Source organism: Bacillus sp. AR2-1 (assembly GCF_008368755.1).
GTDB classification, from domain to species: Bacteria; Bacillota; Bacilli; order Bacillales; family Bacillaceae_G; genus Bacillus_A; species Bacillus_A wiedmannii.
The window spans coordinates 144,261-167,039 of sequence record NZ_QORY01000011.1; the positions used below are offsets into that span (position 1 = coordinate 144,261).

22 protein-coding genes are annotated in these 22,779 nt (G+C 35.9%); 18 read left to right on the plus strand and 4 right to left on the minus strand.

The genetic code is table 11. The features are described 5' to 3' along the window. The first annotated feature begins 222 nt into the window (after positions 1-222). The 9 genes from potA (at position 223) to DT250_RS14750 (ending at position 9,194) form a co-directional block, all read left to right on the plus strand. Positions 223-1,206, plus strand: a complete 984-nt coding sequence (gene potA, locus DT250_RS14710; protein ID WP_000720323.1) for a spermidine/putrescine ABC transporter ATP-binding protein PotA — start codon at positions 223-225, stop codon at positions 1,204-1,206. Continuing rightward, positions 1,203-2,051 (plus strand): spermidine/putrescine ABC transporter permease PotB, encoded by an 849-nt coding sequence (gene potB / locus DT250_RS14715; RefSeq protein WP_000715495.1) that lies wholly within the window; start codon positions 1,203-1,205, stop codon positions 2,049-2,051. The genes potA and potB overlap by 4 nt, the downstream gene beginning before the upstream one ends. Before the next feature lie 6 nt (positions 2,052-2,057). Beyond that, on the plus strand, positions 2,058-2,858 hold the full coding sequence (potC, locus tag DT250_RS14720) for a spermidine/putrescine ABC transporter permease PotC (protein ID WP_000714201.1): 801 nt from the start codon (positions 2,058-2,060) through the stop codon (positions 2,856-2,858). Between the two features lie 38 nt (positions 2,859-2,896). After that, positions 2,897-3,946, plus strand: a complete 1,050-nt coding sequence (gene potD, locus DT250_RS14725) for a spermidine/putrescine ABC transporter substrate-binding protein PotD (RefSeq protein ID WP_149213248.1) — start codon at positions 2,897-2,899, stop codon at positions 3,944-3,946. Positions 3,947-4,005: 59 nt separating this feature from the next. Next, positions 4,006-4,653: a phosphatase PAP2 family protein gene (locus DT250_RS14730; RefSeq protein ID WP_149213249.1), complete on the plus strand. Its 648-nt coding sequence runs from the start codon at positions 4,006-4,008 to the stop codon at positions 4,651-4,653. A 109-nt stretch (positions 4,654-4,762) separates the two neighbouring features. Beyond that, positions 4,763-6,955: an MMPL family transporter gene (locus tag DT250_RS14735; protein WP_149213250.1), complete on the plus strand. Its 2,193-nt coding sequence runs from the start codon at positions 4,763-4,765 to the stop codon at positions 6,953-6,955. Between the two features lie 101 nt (positions 6,956-7,056). Continuing rightward, positions 7,057-7,473, plus strand: a complete 417-nt coding sequence (locus tag DT250_RS14740) for a hypothetical protein (RefSeq protein WP_060489448.1) — start codon at positions 7,057-7,059, stop codon at positions 7,471-7,473. A gap of 100 nt (positions 7,474-7,573) precedes the next feature. After that, the gene (locus DT250_RS14745; protein WP_149213251.1) at positions 7,574-8,497 is read left to right on the plus strand and encodes an RluA family pseudouridine synthase; all 924 of its coding nucleotides are present in this window, start codon (positions 7,574-7,576) and stop codon (positions 8,495-8,497) included. A gap of 91 nt (positions 8,498-8,588) precedes the next feature. Then, positions 8,589-9,194 (plus strand): DUF1648 domain-containing protein, encoded by a 606-nt coding sequence (locus DT250_RS14750; RefSeq protein ID WP_149213252.1) that lies wholly within the window; start codon positions 8,589-8,591, stop codon positions 9,192-9,194. A gap of 40 nt (positions 9,195-9,234) precedes the next feature. On the opposite strand, the gene DT250_RS14755 is transcribed toward DT250_RS14750, so the two are convergent. The 4 genes from DT250_RS14755 to DT250_RS14770 form a co-directional block, all read right to left on the minus strand. Next, positions 9,235-10,047 carry a CAP domain-containing protein gene (locus DT250_RS14755; RefSeq protein WP_046958242.1) on the minus strand — a complete coding sequence of 271 codons (813 nt, stop codon included), beginning with the start codon at positions 10,045-10,047 and terminating at the stop codon, positions 9,235-9,237. Positions 10,048-10,512: 465 nt separating this feature from the next. Continuing rightward, positions 10,513-11,841: a (Fe-S)-binding protein gene (locus DT250_RS14760; protein WP_149213253.1), complete on the minus strand. Its 1,329-nt coding sequence runs from the start codon at positions 11,839-11,841 to the stop codon at positions 10,513-10,515. Beyond that, positions 11,838-13,250, minus strand: coding sequence for a glycolate oxidase subunit GlcD (glcD, locus tag DT250_RS14765; protein ID WP_046957068.1), 1,413 nt, complete (start codon positions 13,248-13,250; stop codon positions 11,838-11,840). Before glcD ends, DT250_RS14760 begins: the two co-directional genes overlap by 4 nt. Before the next feature lie 117 nt (positions 13,251-13,367). Next, positions 13,368-14,483 (minus strand): CdaR family transcriptional regulator, encoded by a 1,116-nt coding sequence (locus DT250_RS14770; RefSeq protein WP_149213254.1) that lies wholly within the window; start codon positions 14,481-14,483, stop codon positions 13,368-13,370. Positions 14,484-14,619: 136 nt separating this feature from the next. Between DT250_RS14770 and DT250_RS14775 the strand changes: the two genes are divergently transcribed. The 9 genes from DT250_RS14775 to DT250_RS14815 all read left to right on the plus strand — a co-directional run bounded on the left by DT250_RS14775 (position 14,620) and on the right by DT250_RS14815 (position 22,777). Further along, the gene (locus DT250_RS14775) at positions 14,620-15,594 is read left to right on the plus strand and encodes a YncE family protein (protein WP_149213255.1); all 975 of its coding nucleotides are present in this window, start codon (positions 14,620-14,622) and stop codon (positions 15,592-15,594) included. After that, a complete protein-coding gene (locus tag DT250_RS14780; RefSeq protein WP_000049878.1) occupies positions 15,587-16,258 on the plus strand; it encodes a response regulator transcription factor in 672 nt (223 codons plus the stop codon). The genes DT250_RS14775 and DT250_RS14780 overlap by 8 nt, the downstream gene beginning before the upstream one ends. Before the next feature lie 3 nt (positions 16,259-16,261). After that, the gene (locus tag DT250_RS14785) at positions 16,262-17,662 is read left to right on the plus strand and encodes a sensor histidine kinase (RefSeq protein ID WP_000494801.1); all 1,401 of its coding nucleotides are present in this window, start codon (positions 16,262-16,264) and stop codon (positions 17,660-17,662) included. A gap of 228 nt (positions 17,663-17,890) precedes the next feature. Continuing rightward, the gene (locus DT250_RS14790; RefSeq protein WP_255256195.1) at positions 17,891-18,580 is read left to right on the plus strand and encodes a FadR/GntR family transcriptional regulator; all 690 of its coding nucleotides are present in this window, start codon (positions 17,891-17,893) and stop codon (positions 18,578-18,580) included. A gap of 168 nt (positions 18,581-18,748) precedes the next feature. Beyond that, positions 18,749-19,468, plus strand: coding sequence for a (Fe-S)-binding protein (locus DT250_RS14795; protein ID WP_000869144.1), 720 nt, complete (start codon positions 18,749-18,751; stop codon positions 19,466-19,468). 16 nt (positions 19,469-19,484) lie between these two features. Continuing rightward, positions 19,485-20,906: a LutB/LldF family L-lactate oxidation iron-sulfur protein gene (locus DT250_RS14800; protein ID WP_000061936.1), complete on the plus strand. Its 1,422-nt coding sequence runs from the start codon at positions 19,485-19,487 to the stop codon at positions 20,904-20,906. Then, on the plus strand, positions 20,906-21,616 hold the full coding sequence (locus tag DT250_RS14805) for a LutC/YkgG family protein (RefSeq protein ID WP_149213256.1): 711 nt from the start codon (positions 20,906-20,908) through the stop codon (positions 21,614-21,616). The genes DT250_RS14800 and DT250_RS14805 overlap by 1 nt, the downstream gene beginning before the upstream one ends. Before the next feature lie 112 nt (positions 21,617-21,728). Next, a complete protein-coding gene (locus DT250_RS14810) occupies positions 21,729-22,451 on the plus strand; it encodes a prepilin peptidase (RefSeq protein WP_149213257.1) in 723 nt (240 codons plus the stop codon). Positions 22,452-22,465: 14 nt separating this feature from the next. Beyond that, positions 22,466-22,777, plus strand: a complete 312-nt coding sequence (locus DT250_RS14815; RefSeq protein ID WP_149213258.1) for a cyclic-phosphate processing receiver domain-containing protein — start codon at positions 22,466-22,468, stop codon at positions 22,775-22,777. Positions 22,778-22,779 lie beyond the last annotated feature (2 nt).

The following is a 22,779-nucleotide window of genomic DNA, read 5'->3' on the forward strand; positions in this document are numbered from 1 at the left end:
ATCAGTAGGCGTAGCCGTATGATAATAGCCCCTTCGTAATGGAAGGGGTTTTTCTGTTCGACATATGTATCATGCAAAAATGAATCAAACATACTACATAAAGAATAGAAGAGAACGCTAAACAACCATTTTTGTTTGGATCGAAACAAAAAATAGTCTATAGAACATAAATATTTATTCATGAATATAAAAATTAAAATTTAAGGTAGATAGGACGGGAAAATGAAAAAGATTATTAAAGTTGAAGCAGTAGAAAAACATTTTGGAAATCAAGTGATTATCCCACCTCTTTCTTTAGACATTAAAGAAGGGGAATTTTTAACGATTTTAGGGCCGAGTGGTTGCGGGAAAACAACGTTACTTCGCATGATCGCAGGCTTTGAAACGCCAACTAAAGGGAATCTTTTATTAGATGATGAAAAGATTAACGATTTGCCACCATATAAGCGTCATATGAACTTAGTGTTCCAACATTATGCGCTATTCCCACATATGAATGTGGAGAAAAATATTTGTTTCGGTATGAAAATGCAGAAAGTACCGGCAGCAGAGCAGAAAGAGCGTGCTGAAGAGGCAATGCGTTTAACGCAGTTACTTGAGTTCCGTAATCGTAAACCTGCAAAGCTTTCTGGTGGACAGCAGCAGCGTGTAGCAATTGCGAGAGCGATTGTAAATAACCCGCGTGTATTATTACTAGATGAGCCACTTGGGGCGTTAGACTTTAAGTTAAGAAAAGATTTGCAACGTGAATTGAAAAACTTACAACGTAATTTAGGAATTACATTCATATACGTAACGCACGATCAAGAAGAAGCGATGAGCATGAGTGATCGTATTGTCGTTATGAATAAAGGACATATTGAACAAATTGGAACGCCGAAAGAAATTTACAATAAGCCGAAAACAATGTTCGTTGCGACATTTATCGGTGAAAATAATATTGTGAAAAACGGGGAAGGCTATGTAGCAATTCGCCCTGAAAACGTAAAAGTACGTTCGGTTGAAGAGCCGATTTTAAAAGAATACCATCTTGGACATATTGAAGACGTTGAGTTTGTTGGAAATATGGAAAAGCTGTATGTACGTGACGAGAAAACATCAGAATTACTAATGGCATATCAAACTGCTGAAGAAGCAGCGCAGTGGAGCATTGGAGATAATGTATACGTAGGCTGGGAGCAAGAGGACGAGGTGACCTTAAATTGAAAAAAGGGAAATTACTCGCACTACCGACAGTCGCGTGGCTGTTAATCTTCTTCCTAATTCCCCTTCTGTTTGTATTGGCATTTGCCTTTATGCAGCGCGGGGCATATGGGACAGTGGAAATGCAATTTACGTTAGAGAATATAGCTCGTGTGTTTGATCCACTATACATGGGAACGTTATGGGAAACTGTTAAGATTGCAGTTATTACAACAGTAATCTGTTTAGTAATTGGTTATCCATTTGCTTATACAATTACAATTGTTGATCGCAAATACCGTTCAATTCTTTTATTATTGGCAACGATCCCGTTTTGGATTAACTTCCTTGTTCGTTCATACGCATGGATTGTTATTTTACGTTCACAAGGTCTTGTAAACACATTGCTATTGAAACTAGGTATTATAAGTGAACCTTTAAATTTACTATATAACACACCTTCTGTAATACTCGGAATGGTCTATTCTTTATTACCATTTATGATTTTACCGGTGTATGCAGCGATTGAGCAGCTTGATAAGCGTAAGCTAGAAGCAGCTTATGATTTAGGAGCAACACCAGCAAAGGCATTTTGGAATGTAACAGTACCAATGACGATGTCAGGGATTGCTACTGGTTCTATTTTAGTGTTTGTTTCTTCTATCGGAATGTTTGTTGTATCAGACGTTATGGGTGGATCGAAAGTAGCGTTAATCGGAAACGTAATTCAAAATCAATTCTTAGGAGCGCGTGACTGGCCGTTTGGATCTGCGTTATCTATGATTGTTGTTCTATTCTCTGTTCTGTTAATTTACTTATATTATCGTGCAACGAAAGTATATAAATATGATGGGAACGGAGGGGAATAGGCAAAGATGAAGAAGTTTTTAGTTTCTTATTCTTGGTTAATTTTATTGTTCTTGTATTTTCCAATGATGGTTTTAATGGTATATTCCTTCAATGATTCTCGCATTAATGCGGAATGGGAAGGTTTTACATTCCATTGGTATACAGATTTATTTCAAAAGCAAGATGTTATTGATGCGTTTGTAAATAGTATGACGATTGCGATCGTAACGACGGTTGTAACGACAGTTCTTGGTGTGATTTTCGCGATTGCATTACATCGTTATAAATATCGTTATGAAGGGGCTATTAACGGTCTTGTGTATTTACCAATTTTAATTCCTGATATTTTAATGGGATTATCTTTACTTATCTTATTTAGTCAATTAGGTATGGAACTTGGCAAAACAACAATTATTATTGCGCACATTACATTTAGTATTTCATTTGTTGTCGTTATTTTAGCAGCGCGTCTTTCTGGTATGGGACGTGATTTAGAAGAGGCTGCGAATGATTTAGGAGCAACGCCGTGGCAAACGTTTCGTTATGTAACGTTCCCAGCAATTGCACCAGGAGTTATTTCAGCCGCATTATTAACATTCACATTATCAATTGATGATTTTGTAATTAGTTTCTTCGTATCAGGACCAGGATCAACAACATTGCCATTATACATTTACAGTATGGTTAAGCGCGGAGTATCACCAGAAATTAATGCACTTTCTACAATTTTAATTGTGGCTATCGTAGGATTAATGGTTCTATCTGAAATCTTCCGTAACAAAGGTGCAGATGGTGAAGAAAACTCTGGAGGACACCTTCCTTTATAATACGAACGATATAGAAAGTACGAGGAGGTAATAAACCGATGAAATTAATGAAAAGATTAGCCGGCGCAGCAATTAGCTTTAGCCTTGTTGCTGGTGTACTTGCTGGTTGTGGTGAAAAGAAAGAAGAATTAAACATTTATAGCTGGGCTGACAATTTTGATGAGCAAGTGCTAAGAGATTTTGAAAAGAAATATAACGTGAAAATTAACTATGATAAGTATGCAAGTAATGAAGAAATGCTTGCGAAATTACAAGCAGGTGGCGCGAAGTATGATTTAATTCAGCCGTCTGATTACATGGTTAAAACAATGGCGAAAATGGATTTATTAGCGCCGTTAGACAAAAAGAATATCCCGAATATCGAAAATATGGTTTCTAACTTCAAAACACCGGCGTTTGATCCAGAGAATAAATATTCTTTAGTATATACTTGGGGCGTAACAGGTATTGCATACAATAAAAAGTATGTGAAAGAAGCTCCTACAAGCTGGGCTGACCTATGGAATGAGAAATATAAAGGGCATGTAACTTTATTAAATGATTCTCGTGAAGTATTAGGTATGGGTCTTAAGAAGCATGGATTCTCAAACAGCACGAAAGACGATACACAGTTAAAGACAGCAGCAGATGATTTAAAGAAGCTGCTTCCAAACTTATTAGCATTTGATACAGATAATATTAAACAAAAATTCATTACAGAAGATGCTTGGATCGGAACAGTTTGGTCTGGAGATGCAGCATTTATCGCAAAAGATAATAAAGATGTAGAGTACGTTGTACCAAAGGAAGGCGGCACAATTTGGGCTGATACGTTAGCAATTCCAAAAGGTGCGAAAAACAAAGAGCTTGCAGAGAAGTTTATGAACTACTTATTAGATGAAAAAGTAAGTGTGAAAAACTACGAGTCAATTGGATACAGTAATCCTAATGAAAAAGCTCATCCTCTTCATAGTAAAGAATATCGTGATAATCATATGATCTTCTTAACGAAAGAAGAATTAGATCGTACAGAATGGCTTGTTGATGTAGACGATAAGCTAAAAGAATATGATCGTTACTGGACAGAGTTAAAAACAAAAGGTAAATAAGTAAGGAAATGCGGTTTCTAAAATAGAAATCGCATTTTTTCATAGTAGGAGGAAATCGCTTGAAAAAGAAGTTGCATCAATATGAGGTAGTATGTATCGTTTTATTACTTGCTGTATTTGGCATTGTTGCTTGGCGCGTACATGCGGGTGGCATTACAGTGATGGATACATATGTCCGAGCATTAGTAAAAGGATTACAAACAGAAGGTTTGCTTACATTTTTCTCACACTATACAAAATTAGGTTCTGCTATCGGGATCGTAACTACGCTGGCTATAAGTTTACTTGTTTTTTGGAGAAAACGTTATTATGCTGCGATGATCGTGTATCCAATGGGCATTTTAATAACACATCTTGTTAATAAAGGGATAAAAGAAATTGTGAAAAGGGAGCGCCCATCGTTAAATGAAACGTTGGATGCGCTTGGGTATAGCTTCCCTAGTGGACATGCAATGTTATCTATTATGACATTCGGGTTTCTTACTTATATTATTGCGGCAAATTTGAAGAGTGTAACTGGAAAATATGTTATAACGATTTTGATGGGAATTGTAATTGTATCGATTGGATTAAGTAGAGTTATTTTAAATGTACATTATCCAACTGATATTTTAGCTGGTTATTGCGTAGGTGGTATTTTGTTAATTATGGCGATTTACTGCCATCGTTTACTTACCAAGAGATTGGGACTTAATAAAGAGAGATAAAAAACGTCTGGAAAAACTATCATTATAGTGTTTCCAGACGTTTTTTGTTTGTACGAAGATGTGATACAGTATAAATGACAATTGAATTATTTAAAGTAGGTGAAAATGTGTGAAAACAAATGTACATAAAGTAGATAAGTGGGGGAAATTAGGAGCTTTTTTGTATCAGTTTCGTTATACAGTAATTGTAGCGTTACTATTGGTTGCAATCGCACTCGGTATTTTCGCTCCAAAGCTGCCGGGAGTATTAGGCGGTGATGGTTTCCAAACGGAAGGGGACTATCAAAAAACGAAAGAAATTTTAGATAAAGATTTTAAGAGGTCTCAAGACACACTTCTACTCGTTTTTGAAAAAAATAAGGGTGCTTCACATGAGGAATTTCAAAAGCAAGTAGAGGGAATTGTAAAGAATGTACAAGAGAAAGAGACATATGAATCTTTCCATCACCCAGTGCAAAATAAAGAAATGTTACAAGATGATATCGGCTATGCGACAATTTTATTTTCCGGGAAAACAAATAAAGAACGAATGGAAAAGACATTGCAATTTGCTGATAAAATCGAAAAGGAAAGTAATGCCGCATTAAAAGTAACGCCTACAGGGTTTCCAAAAATTAATCAAGAGATTAATGAAAGAACGCAAAATGATTTAAAAGTAGCAGAGATGATTGGGTTACCAATTGCATTTCTCGTATTACTATTTTCATTTGGTAGTCTTTTGGCATCTATTTTACCAATTGTAAATGGGGCACTTAGTGTTATTAGTACGATGGGCATATTATATTTTATAGGTAGCGATAAGGAACTATCTATCTTTGTGTTAAATGTTGCACCGATGATTGGACTTGCACTATCTATTGATTTTGCACTATTATTTGTAAATCGCTTTCGAGAGGAAGTTGCAAAGCGAGCGGTAAAAGAAGCGATAGCAATTACATATCAAACAGCAGGGCGCGCTATCGTATTTTCAGGATTATGTGTATTTGTTGGATTATCCGGCTTGTTTTTCTTTAAAATCGATTATATTCAGTCTGTCGCAATTAGCGGAATGATTGTTGTGATTATGAGTATTTTATTCTCACTCACACTTCTCCCAGCGCTATTATCATTAATTGGGAAACGAATATTAAAAAAGAATCAAGTAGCACATACGCCGGCAAAGGTGTGGCGTAAATTTGCGCAATTTGTAATGAAACATCCAATCGCAATGATTATTATTGTTACAACATTTATTGTTATTTGCTTATTACCGTTACGTACAGCTAATTTGCAGTTCCCTGACGTAGAAGCTCTACCTAAACAAAGTGATACAAGAATTGCATATGAGAAGTACGAAGAGGCATTTAATAAAACTGCAAAAAAACACGCTGATGTTACGTTAGTGGTAGAGACGAAAAAAGATATGAAAGAAAAAGAAAGTTTACAAAAGATAGAAGAAGTCGTTCAAAAGTTAAAAGATGATAAGAAAGTATATGAAGTTAGAAGCTTATACGACGGGTTAACTCGTATGAAAGCAGATCAAGTTGCTGGAATGTTAGAGTCGCCAGAAGCGGCGAAGCTAGCTCCTATATTTGAAGCGTATACGAAAGGAAATAAGACGACGATAGAAATCTTTTTGAAAACAAAACCACGTACTGAAACTGCTAAACAGTGGGTTCGTGATTTTAAACAAAATTATAAAGAAACAGATGTTACGTATTATTTAGGCGGGATGACGACGTTCCAACAAGAGTTAGAAGATGAAATTAAAGATAAAGTTGCAATTGGTATGTCTGTTATATTTGGATCGACCTTTGTTATATTATTATTTGCATTCCGATCTATACTCATTCCAATTAAGGCGATTATTATGAATATACTTAGTTTAAGCGCAACAATTGGAATTGTTGTTTGGTTATTTGAAGGTGGGCATTTTGGTTTAGAAGCGAGTCCTGTTCTATTTGTCTTACCAATCTTTATTTTCGGTCTCGTATTTGGGCTTAGTATGGATTATGAAGTTTTTCTTATTTCACGTATTCATGAGTTATATGAAGAAACAGGAGATAATGATCAAGCAACTTTAGAAGGACTTGTGTCAACAAGTAGGATCATTACATCAGCTGCGTTAATTATGATTGTTGTAACAGGTGCGTTCGCCTTTACTGATATTTTACCAGTACGGCAAATGGGGCTTGGTGTTGCATTAGCAATATTCCTTGATGCAACAATTATTCGTCTTATGCTTGTACCAAGTTTAATGAAACTGTTTGGAGATTGGAACTGGTGGTTACCATTCCGAAAGAAAAGAGAAAAATCATCGTAAAAAATACTCATCTTATAGATGAGTATTTTTTTATGAATAGCAAGACCTACATTTTGCAAATAGTATGTGATAAGAACATTACATATAAGTAGGTGAAGGCAATGTTTCGTTATTTTAAGTTTAAGCTAAATGATACAGTACAGTTTGCAGAAAACGATGGGCATATGTATCGCATTGTCGGTTATCGGTTAGAAAAAGGATATTATCCAAAAGATGAATGGACTCATATCATTTATGAATTACTTAGAGATTTTGATGGGTATACGATGGATGCGGAAGAGGAGGAACTTGTAAAGGTCATTCAAGTAGAGGATGAGTATTACAAAATACAAGAGGTATCGGGCTATCGTTATCCAGTAAAAATGAAGCAAAAACAACAAGTGATGAAAGTAGAAAAAATTGATGACTTATTAGATACGTATAATGATTATAAAAGATTGGCGGATTTCTTTAAAGATTTATCGTATGAGCAAAAAGCGGAAGAAGTATTGCAGGAAATGAAACGGCGTAGAGCGTGAGGGGGACAGTCTACTATAAGACTGTCCTCTATTTTTGACGGTGCATCAAATTGTGTTTTCCGTTACAATGAGAGAATCAATAGAAATAAGGTGATACAGTATGGAAACGAAGAAGAAGGGCGAATGGTGCGAAATTACTGTTCCAGCGAAATGGAATGGCATAAGTATTGATTCGTTATTAAAAATAGAATGGGAAATACCGAAAAAGTTGTTACATCAGCTTCGTATGGAAAAAGGTATTACCGTTAACGGAGAACAGAGAAGATGGAATGAGCTTTTAAAAGAAGGCGATAAGTTACAAGTGCATATGTTTATGGAAGAAGAATACGATGTAGAGCCTGAATATGGTGAATTAGATGTAGTATATGAAGACGATCACGTACTCATCGTAAATAAGCCTGAGAAGATGGATACGCATCCTGCGGAAAAAGGTGGGATGGGAACACTTGCAAACCTTGTTGCTTTTCATTTTCAAATGCAAGGTTTAGAGACGAAGGTTCGTCATATTCATCGGTTAGATAAAGATACGACAGGTGGTGTCGTGTTTGCTAAGCATAAAATTGCTGGTGCAATTATGGATCGTTTATTAATGGAACGAAAAATTAAAAGAACATATGCGGCGCTTGTGGAAGGGAAAGTAAAAGGTAAGCAAGGAACAATTGACGCAGCTATTGGAAGAGATCGCCATCATGCGACGAGACGACGTGTTTCTCCAAAGGGAGATCAAGCTATCACATTTTATAAAGTAGAGAAGTATTTTAAAAACCAAAATGTTACGTTCGTAACGTTACAATTAGAAACAGGAAGAACCCATCAAATTCGTGTTCATATGAGCTATCATGGTAATCCATTAGTTGGGGATGTATTATATGGTGGACAAACGCAATATATGTCCGGGCAAGCATTACATGCGATGAAGATAAACTTTTTACATCCAATTACGAAAGAAGAGATCGAAGTGGATGTACCATTCCCTGCAAAATTAAATGATACAATGAAAGAATTTCAAAGAATGAATGCGTAAAGTGTAAGTTTAAATTTGAGAAAAGTAGATTCTTGCAGGAATTTCTCTAAAAGAAGCGAAGCCGTTAAGAGAAAAGAGAGGTGAGAATTGCTTGGTCAAATATAAATACATACTAGGAATATTTTTCGTTTGTCTTTTAGTTACTCTATGCCTCTATCCATATTTACCAAATGAGATGGCTGTACATTGGGATGAAAATGGTGGGCCGAACGATTTTATGAGTAAACAAGTTGTTATAGCATTTATTCCTTTTTTTCTTATTTTTTTACATGGATTGATGTATATTATTTCACATAATATATATAAGTTTAATAAAGGCGAACATGTCATTATAAGTGGATTTCTAAAGACGATTACTTTATTTATGTTGTTTATCCATATGCTCATTCTCTTTATTAATTTTGGAAGTATGATATCCTTTCAAACAGGACTAACAATTGGGATTAGTATGTTTCTTTTTATGCTTAGTAAGTTGTTTAAACAAGTTCAGGGTACGGAAAAAGACCCAATCAAATTACAAAAGATCCGTATAGTGAGTAGGCGGATTTTTCAAATGATGGCATGTAGTATATTATTTTCATTATTTTTGAACTTGAAGTGGGGGTTTTATGTATTACTTAGTGTAATAAGTAGTGGTTCTATTTTGTTCATGTTTTACATTTTATACTCATACATAATAGAAAGTTATGAAACATAAAAAAGAGTCTTCTCATTATGAGAAGACTCTTTTAATCTATTTACTTCGTAATAAATTGTTGTGTCCAGTAGTTGCCGCTTTCTACATAGCCAACACCGATGTGAGTGAAGCCGTTATTTAAGATGTTTGCACGGTGTCCAGCACTGTTCATCCAAGCTTGTACTACCTCTTCAGGTGTACGTTGGCCTTGAGCGATGTTTTCACCTGCAGATGTATAAGAAATACCAAATTTCTTCATCATGTCAAACGGAGACCCGTATGTAGGGCTGTTATGATCAAAGTAGTTATTCTTCTGCATATCTTCAGATTTAACACGTGCTACTTTGCTTAATTCAGTATCGATTTTTAGTGCTGGTAAGCCTTGTTTTGCACGTTCAGCGTTTGTTAATTCAACAACACGTTGTTCGAATTCGCTTAAAGATTTTGCTTCTTCAGCAGGCTTTTGCTCAGCTGGTTTTTGAGTATTGTTGTTTTCAGCAGGTTTTTGAGCTTCTGGTTTTTGAACTTCTTCAGCAGGCTTTTGTTCAACTGGTTTTTGCTCAGCAGGCTTTTGAGTTTCTGGCTTAGCTGTTGGTTGCTCAGTTACAACATTTTCAGTTGGTTGTTGACCAGGAATAATGCAATTTGGTTGGAAGTTTCCTTGTTGCCATTGTGCTAATGATTCCACGCCCATAGATTGTAAGAATGCTTGTAATTCTTGTTGGCTCATTTGCTTCATCATCACTTTTGAATGCTGAATATTTTGAACCTTTACGTTAGATGGTTGTACTGTTGCAGCTTGTGCATCTAGAGAAGATACTCCTAAAGTAAGAGCCGTTGCAGCAGCTACAGATAATAAAACACGCTTTTTCATGATGTGTGTCCCCCTATATAAAGTTTTAATTTGTTTTCACACAATTTGTTTTTGACAGCCTGTCTGACTGACAAATTCATCGTAGCATAGATTTTGTGAGAAAAAAGATGGAAAAAAATTCATAGACTTAAAATTTACCTAATTTATCCTAAGAGGGGAAAAGAGGAAAAATAAGAGAAACATAGAGTATAAAAGGAATTTTCAGCATTTTTATACTTCGTTTTAAGAGGGGTATTTTGGATGAATTTACCTAAACGGAAAATGAAGAATCCTATTGTATCAATGGTTTGAGAGTTTTTTTTAGGAATATACTGGATTGATTTTTACAAAACTGTAATGTATCTGTGGTTCTTTTTTATAATAAAGTAACATATTTTTAATATTGTAGCGGACAAAAAAGCGGCTATCTCTTTACATAGACGAAGGAGATAGCCGTTTTCCTATTATTACGTATGTTACGAGTTATTACGAGTTGGTTTCAATTGCTTCTAATAATAAATCTACAATGTGAATTCCTCTCATTTTATGAGAAAGTCCTTCTCGTTCAATGCCTAATTTCATTTGTAGTAGACAACCTGGATTTGCAGTAACAATAGTTGCTGCTTCTGTTTCATGTACACGGTCCATTTTATAATCTAGAAATTCCATGGATAGTTCTGAATGAACAATATTGTAAATACCAGCAGAACCACAGCAGCGATCCGCATCTTTCATTTCACGATATGTTGCGCCTTGAATTGCTTCTAGTAACATACGAGGTTCTGAAGATGTTCGCATAACATTGCGTAAATGACAAGAGTCTTGATACGTAATAATTTGCGATGGAAGTCGTAAGTCATTTCGTTTATGGAAATCTAGTTCTACTAGAATAGCAGTAATATCTTTAATTTTAGAAACAAACTGCTTTGCGCGTTCAGCCCACTGTGGATCATCTTTTAAAAGATAATCGTAGTCTACGAGGTAAGCTCCGCAACCACCTGCATTCGTAATAATATAGTCGATATTTAAATCTTCGAATGCTTTTATATTTCGTTTCGCTAATTCTTTCGCTCCGCTCTTTTCACCAGCATGCCCATGTAATGCACCGCAGCAACTTTGTGTTTTCGGAATAACGATATCACAACCAGCTAACTGAAGAAGTTTCATCGTTGCGTTATTTGTTTCTAAAAACATCGTATCCATTAAACAGCCTGTGAAGAATGCAACTTGTTTCTTTTTTGTACTTTCAGCAGGTAAGAATGCAGGACGATCTTTCATTGCTTTCATTTTAGGGACTTTTGGTAAAACGAGATCCATTGTTGCAAGTGTTTCAGGGAATAACTTCATAATACCCATTTTATGTGTTAGTGTTTGTAAACCAGAACGTTGGTAAAATCCGATTAACCCTGTTAATGTTCTCATTCGATTTTGATGCGGGAAGAGCCCTTCAAAAACGACTTTACGAACGGCTCTCACTGGCACCGAGAACTTTTTGTTTTGATTTATAATATCACGAGCTTCTTCTAATAAATGTCCGTAATTTACACCTGATGGACAAACAGGTTCACAAGCACGGCAGCCAAGGCAAACATTCAATGTATTTTCAACATCTTCATCTGGTTCAATTAAACCGTCAACGACCGCTTTCATTAATGCAATACGTCCTCGTGGTGAATGTGATTCTTTATATCCAGATTGAATGTAAGTAGGACAAGTAGGTAAACAGAAACCGCATCGCATACAGTTTAGTAGTTCATCTTCACTTAATCTTTCTTTAAATTCTTTTTGAATGTTTTCTTTATTTAATGTTTTCATCGCTCAACCACCACTCTTTTGCGAGTGTCTTTCGCGAACATCTTGCCAGGGTTCATAATGTTATTTGGATCGAAGGCTTGTTTAATTCCTTGCATGGCAGCAATACCTTCTTTACCTAATTTCATTTCTAAATAAGGAGCTTTCATCGCACCGACACCATGTTCACCAGTAATTGTGCCACCAAGTTCAATTGCTTTCGCAAATATTTCAGCAAAAGCTTGTTCAGCTCGGTGCATTTCTTCTTCATTACGAGCATCTGTCATACAAGTTGGGTGTAGGTTGCCATCGCCAGCATGCCCAAACGTACAAATAGGAATATTATATTTTTTTGCAATGGCATTAATAGCTTCAACCATCGGAGCTATTTGTGAGCGTGGTACCGTTGCATCTTCTAATATTGTAGTAGGTTTTAATCTTGCAAGTGCTGATAGTGCACTACGGCGAGCTGTCCGAAGCGCATCTGCTTCCGCTTCATCTTTTGCAATGCGAACATCGACTGCATTCATAGAGCGGCAAACGTTAGCCATTTTTTCAATATCTCGATTGACAACTTCAGGTGGACCGTCTTGTTCAATTAATAAAATTGCTTTTACATCAGTTGGTAAACCGATTTGTGCAAACTCTTCTACTACTTCAATTGTCGGCTGGTCTAAAAACTCAAGTGTCGCTGGAATGATTTTATTTGCAATAATAGAAGAAACAGCACGTGCAGCTTCATTAATATCTTCATATAGTGCAAGCATCGTTTTCTTCGTTTCAGGCATAGGAACAAGTTTTAATATTGCTTCTGTTACGACACCAAGTGTTCCTTCAGAACCGATAAATAAACGAGTTAAATCGTAACCGGCTACATCTTTTGCTAATTTACCGCCAGTACGAATAATATCGCCATTTGGTAAGACAAGTTCAAGACCCATCACATAATCACGTGTTACGCCATATTTTAATCCGCGTAATCCACCTGAGTTTTCATTAATGTTACCGCCGATTGTAGAAATTTTCATCGAGCTTGGATCTGGTGGATAAAATAAACCTTTTTCTTCTACCGCTTTAATAATATCAAGTGTAATTACACCAGCTTGTACAGTAATTGTTAAATTCTCTTCATCAATTTCTAAAATGTTATTCATATGGCGGAAGATAAGGACGATACCGCCTTCAAGTGGACATGTCCCCGCGCAAAGGTTTGTTCCAGAACCACGAACATATACAGGAATTTTGTGAGTGTTACATATTTTTAACACTTCAGCTACTTCATTTGTATTACGAGGAGCAATGACTGCATCAGGCATTGCTTGGAAGTTTGGAGTGGCATCATAACTATACGTTAAACGCCCCATATTGGATGTATCTACATTATCTTCGCCAACAATGGATACGAATGAATGAATAATTTGCTTTTCTAACATTGGAAATCCCCCTCAAACTGTTAACGTATTTAGTCATCATAAAAAACGTTGTAACAGTGCTTTCATTATAATGATAAAAAAGTTGGGGGATTCTTTCTATGTATAATCATCTAAAGATTAATCTTTTTTATCATTCTTTTTTGTATGATTATCTAATAAGAGGAGCGAGAAGTATAAAATGTTTAAGTCTTTGAAATGTTTCGGGTCAAGTCCTGTATGCTCCTCAATCTTTTTAAGTCTGTAATGCAATGTGTTAATGTGTATATGTAATTGTTCAGCTGTTTGTTTATAGGATTGGTTATAATCAATAAATAAGCGTAAAGTGTGCATAAGCTCAGGAGATGATAGTAAGTTTTCGATAGTACGCCTTAGAAACTGTTCCCGCGTTTCAGCAGAAATATCTTGTAAGCACATTTCTAAACGTAAATCTTCATTAAATACAATTTGTTTCGTTTCAAGTGATACGGAAAGAGCTTGTAATGCTTGTTCGTACGATAAGTTCATATTGCTTGGTGTAACGGATTGTCCAATCCCAATATATAAAGGAATAGAAAACAAAGTTTCACAGTCTTGTTTTAATCTTTTTAAAAATTGATACGTTTGCTCTTTGGAGTTTGTGGCTGTAAATAAAATGAATCGATCATTTCCCCAACGAACAAATAGATGCTCCTTTGTTAATAGATTGCGTACGTGTTGCCAAATCTTACGCTGAAGCATCGTGTCATTTTGATCGATAGAGAACAAAATAAGTTGTTTCTTCTTATATAAATCAATACCAAGTGTTTTTGCGCGATCGAGAAAGCTTGGAGACCAGTCTGTATTTTGAAGCCAATCAAAGACAAATGCTTCATAAGAACGGTGTTCAAGTTCCAGTTGTTCCAAAAAGTAGTTTTCGTGAATGAGTAGTTCGGTCATTTTACGTAATATTTCTCCGTATTGTGAAATGTTTTCAGGTTCGCCTGTAATTCCAATGACACCAATTACTTCGTCATGAAATAGTAAGGGGAGGTTCATACCCGCCTTTACGCCTTGCAAACGTCGTTCATCTTCTTTTGTAATAATGACAGTTTTCTTTTGTTTCGCGCATCGGAGTGCACCTTCATGAAATTGGCCGATTCTTTCTACATCTGTACTTGCGATAATAACGCCTTGTATATTAATGATAATGATATTTTCTTTAATTAATCTGCGTACTTCTCGTACAATTTTATTCGCTAAATCAGGAAAAAGCATAATTTGCACACCTCAAATTTTATTTGTTGTACATTATATATGTAAATGAAGTAAGAAAGGAAAATTTCACACTTTCCACACATTTATTTGTTATTTTACAATTATAACGAAATCATCCGAAGATGGAGGGAATCTTTTGAGAAAGTATGTTTTTCTTCTCTGTTTTTTATTTCTATTAGTAGGGTGTCAAGGAAGTTCATATACACCGATTGCTAAAGATAAAAGTGTTATTATAACAACGAATATAAAAGAAGGTAGTATTAGTTTTGTTGATGAAAAAACTAAAAAGTTAATTACGACATGGGAACTTAATGAACCAATGGCAGGAGTTGCACTACTTCCAAACGGTGAGGACATACTTGTATATGGCAAGCAGTTAGAGTACATGTATGTATATTCACTATCAGAAGGAAGGCAAGTGGACAAATATAAAACGGGAAAAGGCATTGTAAATGTGATTGTATCCGAGGATAAAAAACAATTATTTGCTGCCGATCAAACTGCCCAAAAGGTAAGGTTTTTTACGATAAAAGGGAAAGAGACAGGGAGTGTATCAACAGGAAAAGGACCAATTACGATGGTAGAGCACGATAACCAGTTATCTGTATTAAACTTTTATGATACGAAGCTAACGACCATTGATACAAAGAAAAAAGAAGTGATACAATCCTTTATGATTCCCCCAGCATCAACGGGAGCGACAATTAGCCCAGATGGGAAAGAAATATGGATTGGCGGACATGGTGATGGAAATCAAGTCAATGAAAAAGTATTAGTGTATTCATTGCAGAGCGGAGAAATGGTACGTTCTTTACATGCTCCGTTTATGCCTGTGAATATAACGAAGGATAATAAGAATGTATATGCATTAAGTCACGGTTCGAATACGCTTAGAAAGTTTGATGTTAGCACGTATAAAGAGGTGGCTTCTGTAGAAGTAGGATCGAATCCATTTGCATTTTTGAAGAGCGGAGCAGAAGGATACGTAGCAAGCTATGATAGTGATGAAGTGTGTGTCATGGATATGAAGAGCTTGAAAATAAAACAAACAATTAAAGTCGGAAAAGGGCCGTTTCAACTCATAGAGAGGGAAGGGAAGGACAATGAGTAAATATAGGGTGCTAGTTGTAGATGATGAAAGTGATATGAGACAGCTTGTTGGAATGTACTTAGATAATTTCGGATACGAGTGGGGAGAAGCTGAAAATGGAAAAGAGGCTCTAAAAAAATTAGAGACTGATCATTATGATTTCGTTGTATTAGATATTATGATGCCAGAGATGGATGGACTTTCAGTTTGTAAAGAAATTAGAAAAACGTCGGATGTACCAATTATATTTTTAACAGCAAAAGGTGAAGAGTGGAATAGGGTGAACGGCTTGCGTATGGGAGCAGATGATTATATTGTAAAGCCTTTTAGTCCTGGAGAACTAATTGCTCGTATGGAAGCTGTGCTAAGACGTTATACAAAGCAAGAGCAACAAGAAGAGATTCAGTTTGGACCGATACTTATTAATGAAAAAAGTAGGAAGATTGAGGCTGATGGTGAGCCGATTTCTCTTACAGTAAAAGAGTTTGATTTACTCTATTTTCTTTGCCAACATACGGGACAAGTATTTAGCCGGGAACAATTGCTGGAAAAGGTATGGGGATATGATTATGCCGGAAGTACAAGAACAGTGGATACGCACGTGAAAACGATGCGTTTGAAGCTTGGAGAAAGTGGAAACTACATTCAAACAGTTTGGGGTGTAGGCTATAAATTTGAGGTGTAACGTATGTTTACGATGGTACAGAAGCTTTGGCTTACAGTAGTATGTGCAGTATGTGTAACAGTTTCCTTTCTTTATTTTGTATCTTTATACTCGTATGAAAAACTATACGTTGATAATTTAAAAGATTCATTAGTAATGGAAGGGAAACGTCTTGCTGCGCAATATGATAAGCGTGAAGGAATAGCAACTTTTGAAGAGAAAGTAAGAGCATTTGATCAAATATCTAGTTCAGATGTTCTTTTCGTATCTAATCCGCGTGATTTAAGCGCGTGTTTACCTTTTGATGTGCATCATCATTCTCTTATAAGTGAAGGGGACAGGCAAGCATTATTAGATGGAAAAACTGTGACAAAGATAGGGTATGAGGAACATTTTGACCGAAATATTATGGGGGTTGTCATCCCTGTTTTAGAAAATAAAAAGTTAGTTGGCATTGTATATTCTTATATTCCTTTAAAAAGTATAAAAGACTTAATATATGATATGGGCCTTATTTTAGCACCATTAGCACTTGCTATGACTTTACTGACAATATGGATTGGTAGAAAGATTATTATTGCTATTACGAGACCGCTTTCGCAAATGGAACGAGTTGCCAATCATTTGGCTACGGGAGATTTCTCAGAACGGATTACAATTTCTTCCGAAGATGAAATTGGACGATTAGGAAAAGCATTTAATAAAATGGCAAATTCTTTAGAGACAGAAGACGTAAAGCGTAAGGAATTTTTAGCTAACGTTTCGCATGAACTAAGAACACCGCTTAGTTATATAAAAGGATATAGTGAAGCTATTTTAGATGGTGTAGCGAAGGGACCACAGCAGGAAAAAGTAACACAGCTCATTCATAAAGAAGCGGGTCGTATGCAGCGTCTCGTTCATGATTTATTAGATTTAGCACAATTAGAAGGTGAACATTTTCCGTTAAAGAAACAACCTATCGTTTTTTCACAACTGATTGAAGATGTGTTAGATACGTATGAGATTAAGTTTATAGAAAAGAAAATTCGTATTTCAACAAATTTAAATCCAGAAATCATTGTAATGATTGATGAGGATCGCATGCAACAAGTGCTTCATAACGTGTTAGATAATGCGATACGGTATACAAATCAAAATGGGGATATTGTGATAACACTCAGGCAGATAGATGATTACTGTGAATTAAACATAAAAGATACAGGAATCGGTATTGAAACAGAGCATTTAGAAAATCTTGGTGAACGTTTTTACCGCGTTGATAAAGCGAGAAGTCGTCAACATGGTGGAACAGGTTTAGGCCTTGCCATTGTCAGACAAATTGTTCATATACATGATGGACAGTGGCGAATTGAAAGTGAAAAAGGGCATGGAACGACGGTTAGTATTAAATTGAAAATACAAGTTGAAGAAAGCATGTTCTAACGTGAAGGACATGCTTTTCTTCATGAGTGCAAATGAATAGAGGAATAAATATAAATTAATATCAAATAAATATTAAAAATTTGACGATTTTATGAACAAAACATTTGTACTTCTTACCAATTCGTTCTAAAATAGTTATGATGCAAAGTTCTTATAAATCGTTTCAATTGTTGTTTGGAAGATACTGAGGTGATTTAACTGGAGTACAAATCTATTAAACCGAAAAAGATTTACGAAGAAGTATCTGAAGCTATTTTAACAATGATTAAAAATGGTACGTTAAAACCTGGTGACAAACTACTTCCTGTACATCAATTAGCTGAGCAGTTTCAAGTTGGTAGATCTGCTGTTCGTGAAGCGCTAAGTGCGCTAAGAGCAATGGGCTTAATTGAGATGAAACAAGGAGAAGGTACATATGTGAAGAATTTCGATTCTTCTTCATTAACAAAATCATTAAACAATAAATTATTAATGAAGAAAGAAGATATTTTAAACTTATTAGAAGTACGAAAGGTGCTTGAAGTGGGGGCAGTTCGAGCAGCTGCGGCAAAACGTACGGAAGATAATTTGCAAAATATGAAGCATTGGTTAGATGAAATGGTAAAGAGCATTGGAGATGAAAAGGCTGGCGAAAAAGCAGATTTTCAGTTCCATATGGGAATTGCGGAGTCTTCGCATAACAACATTTTGCTTGAACTCATGAATCACGTTTCAGAGATGATTGCTGAAACGATTGGTGAATCAAGACGCATTATTTTATATGGTGAACAAACAACATCAGAACGACTTATAGAAGAGCATCAAGTTATATATGATGCAGTGTTAAAGCAAGATGTAGAATTAGCGCAGCAAGCAATGCTAGATCATTTAACAAATGTAGAACATATTGTCACAGGTAAAAACGATATAAATTCGTAATTTAATCTTTTAAAAATCAAATTTTTTGATAAAATAGAGAAAGATTAAGTAAGCGTTTTCTTTAGAAGAGGGAGAGGATAGGCCATGGTTGAGCCTACTTCTTCTTTTCTTAGTCATCTGATGACCATATGTTTGTTGGTGGAGTTGTAAAAAGGGGGAGTAATAATTATGAAAGTTACTTTATTTGTTACTTGTTTAGTCGATATGTTTGAAACAAACGTCGGCAAAGCAACAGTTGAAGTGTTGGAGCGTTTAGGTTGTGAAATTGAATTTCCAGAAGCACAAGTTTGTTGTGGTCAGCCTGCTTATAATAGCGGCCATGTAGAAGCAGCAAAAGAAGCGATGAAACATATGATTGAAACTTTCGAAGATGCAGAATATATCGTTACACCATCTGGTTCTTGTGCGACAATGTTTCATGAGTATCCGCATGTTTTTAAAGATGATCCGAAGTGGGCTAAACGTGCACAAAAGGTTGCTGATAAAACATATGAATTTACACAATTTATTGTAGATGTTTTAAAAGTGACAGATGTTGGTGCAAGCTTACCTGGGATAGCTACTATTCATAAATCTTGTCATATGACACGCCTGCTTGGAGTAAAAGAGGCACCAGGAATTTTATTATCAAACGTAAAAGGATTAACTGTGAGAGAACTGCCAAACGAACAAAATTGTTGTGGGTTTGGGGGAACGTTTTCAGTGAAGATGACTCCAATTTCTGAGCAAATGGTAGATGAGAAGGTAGATAGTGCAATGGAAACAGGTGCTGATTATTTAATCGGTGCAGATTGTGGGTGTTTGTTAAACATTGGCGGACGTATTGAGCGTTTAGGAAAAGAAATAAAAGTAATGCATATTGCTGAGGTACTAAATAGTCGCTCATGAAGGGGGAACATAAGCTATGTCTATGAAAATCAGTGAGAAAAAATTTAATGATCGCGTTGGCGATGGAATTCAAGATTCTTTTATGCGCGGAGCAGTATCTTCTGCGCAAACGCGCTTATATACGAATCGCTTAAAAGCAGCGGAAGAATTAGGAAACTGGGAAGAGTGGCGTGAACTAGGTGAACAAATTCGCCAACATACGTTAGAAAATCTTGATTATTACTTAATGCAGTTAAGTGAAAATGTATCAAAAAGAGGCGGACATGTGTACTTTGCGAAAACGAAAGAGGAAGCAGCAAAGTATATTCAAGACGTTGCAAAAAAGAAACAAGCGAAGAAAGTTGTAAAATCAAAATCAATGGTAACTGAAGAAATTAGTATGAATCATGCCCTTGAAGAGATTGGTTGTGAAGTGTTAGAAAGTGACTTAGGAGAGTATATCTTGCAAGTAGATAACGATCCACCTTCACATATTATTGCGCCCGCACTGCATAAAAACAGAACGCAAATTCGTGATGTATTTAAAGAAAAGCTTGGCTATGAAAATTCTGATGATCCATATGAAATGACAAAGTTTGTTCGTAAACAACTTCGTGAGAAATTTATGGATGCAGAAATTGGTGTGACAGGTTGTAACTTTGCAGTTGCAAATACTGGCTCTCTTTGTTTAGTAACGAACGAAGGTAATGCCGATCTTGTTATGTCGATTCCGAAAACTCAAATTGCAGTAATGGGTATGGAACGTATGGTTCCGACAATGGAAGAATTAGATGTTTTAGTTGGTTTACTATGTCGTAGTGCAGTAGGGCAAAAATTAACAAGTTATGTAACTGTAGCGGGACCAATCCAAGAAGAGGAAGTAGATGGACCAGAAGAGTTCCACTTAGTTGTTGTTGATAATGGCCGCTCTCAAATTCTTGGGTCTGAATTCCGCTCAGTACTGCAATGTATTCGTTGTGCTGCTTGTGTTAACGTATGTCCTGTATATCGTCACGTTGGTGGACATTCGTATGGTTCTATATACTCAGGACCAATCGGTGCGGTATTAACACCACTTTTAGGTGGATACGATGATTACAAAGAGCTTCCATATGCCTCTAGTTTATGCGGAGCGTGTACAGAAGCTTGTCCAGTAAAAATACCATTGCATGATTTATTATTAAAACATCGTCAAGTAATTGTTGAGCAAGAAGGACGTGCACCACTTGCAGAAAAATTAGCAATGAAAATGTTTAGTATGGGTGCATCTTCAGCAGCTTTATATAAAATGGGATCAAAAATGGCGCCAGCAGCAATGAGTCCATTTACATCGGGCAACCGTGTATCAAAAGGTGTTGGGCCACTTAAAAACTGGACAGATATTCGTGAATTCCCGGCTCCAAGTAAAGAACGATTCCGTGATTGGTATAAAGATCATAAGAAAGGCGGGGACAAATAATGACAGGATTAATTCAAAACCGTGAGTCCTTTCTAGATAATATTGCAAAAGAACTTGGACGTGAGCGGAAAACGGAAGGCGTAAAGCGTCCAGCATGGAAAAGTAATGTGAATGTAGAAACGCTAAAAGATTATTCAAAAGAAGAATTGTTAGAAGTATTTAAAAATCAATGTACAAACATTCATACAACTGTAGTGGAAACGACAAACGACCGTTTACGTGAAGATATTCAAAAAGTAATCGTGGAAAACGGCGGGGGACCTATTATGTTATCGGCAGACGAACGTTTTGATTCTTATGGATTGACTTCTTTATTTAAAGAAGAGCTTCCAAAGCAAAATGTTGAAGTGAATGTATGGGATTCTGAGAAAAAAGAAGAGAATATGCGTATCGCAGAAAGAGCGAATATTGGAATCGCATTTAGTGATTATACTTTAGCTGAATCTGGTACGATTGTTGTACAAAGTCATAAAGGCCAAGGTCGTTCTTTACACTTTTTACCGACTGTATACTTTGCTATTATTCCACGTGAAACACTTGTGCCTCGTATTACACAAGCAGTTCAGGATATGAACACACGTGTAGAAAATGGCGAGGCAGTAGCATCTTGTATTAACTTTATTACAGGACCTAGTAACTCGGCAGATATTGAAATGAATCTTGTTGTCGGAGTACACGGACCATTAAAAGCAGTATATTTCATCGTATAAAAGAGGGGAAAGCAGGCCAGAAAATGGCCTGCTTTTTTAATAGAATAGAAATAATATGAAGTAGAATTTCTCTCCTTTTTTTGCTATGTTCTTCTGGAAAGGAGAGGAAGGGATGTTCACTTATTTATATGCATTGTTAGTGGGGATGGTGTTTGGTTCTTTTTTTATGTTAATTGCGATGAGAGTACCACTTGGTGAGTCTATCATTACCCCGCGTTCACATTGTTATTATTGTAAGTATGTGCTAAAGCAAAAAGAATTGATTCCAATCATTTCTTTTTGTATACAAAGAGGACGTTGTACGAATTGTAAGAGGAAAATTTCAATTTTGTACGTAGTATTTGAACTTGTAACAGGAATGATATTTCTTCTTACTGTATATATGATTGGGGTGGAACGGGAGCTTATCATCATTTTATCGCTTTTTTCTCTACTTCTTATTATTTCAGTTACAGATTACATATATATGTTAATCCCCAATCGTATTTTAGCTTGGTTTGCCTGTTTACTCATTTTAGAATGTGTTTTTGTGCCGTTAGTGACTTGGACAGATAGTATAGTTGGTAGTGGCGTTATATTCATTTTGTTATATTGCATGCAAAAGATATATCCAGAAGGGCTTGGTGGAGGAGATATAAAATTACTTTCGTTACTTGGATTTATAGTGGGACTGAAAGGGATTTTTATGATCTTATTTTTAGCATCTTGCTTTAGTCTTTGTTTCTTTGGAGTTGGTATAGTATTAAAACGTATGAAAATGAGGAGCCAAATTCCGTTCGGTCCTTTTATTAGCCTTGGGGCAATATGTTACATGTTGGTCACGTATACAAAATAGAGAGAGGATAGAACATGAATGTATATATGGATGATCAAAGAAGTTGTCCGTACGGGTATGTGCCCGCCACTACAGTAGAATGTGCCTTGCAAATGGTTCGGAATTATGATGTGAATATTCTTTCCCTTGATTTTAATATGGGATGGGGGAAAAGAAATGGATTAGATTTTGTAGAGGCTTTTTGTAAAGAGGGTTTATATGTAAATGAAATTCACCTTCATACGAATGATGTCATCGGTATGCACAAGATGAAACAGAGAATTAATAAGGGAAAGGAAGAAGGCGAAATTAATCCGCACCTTGTTGTTAAATATGTGGGGAGCTAAAA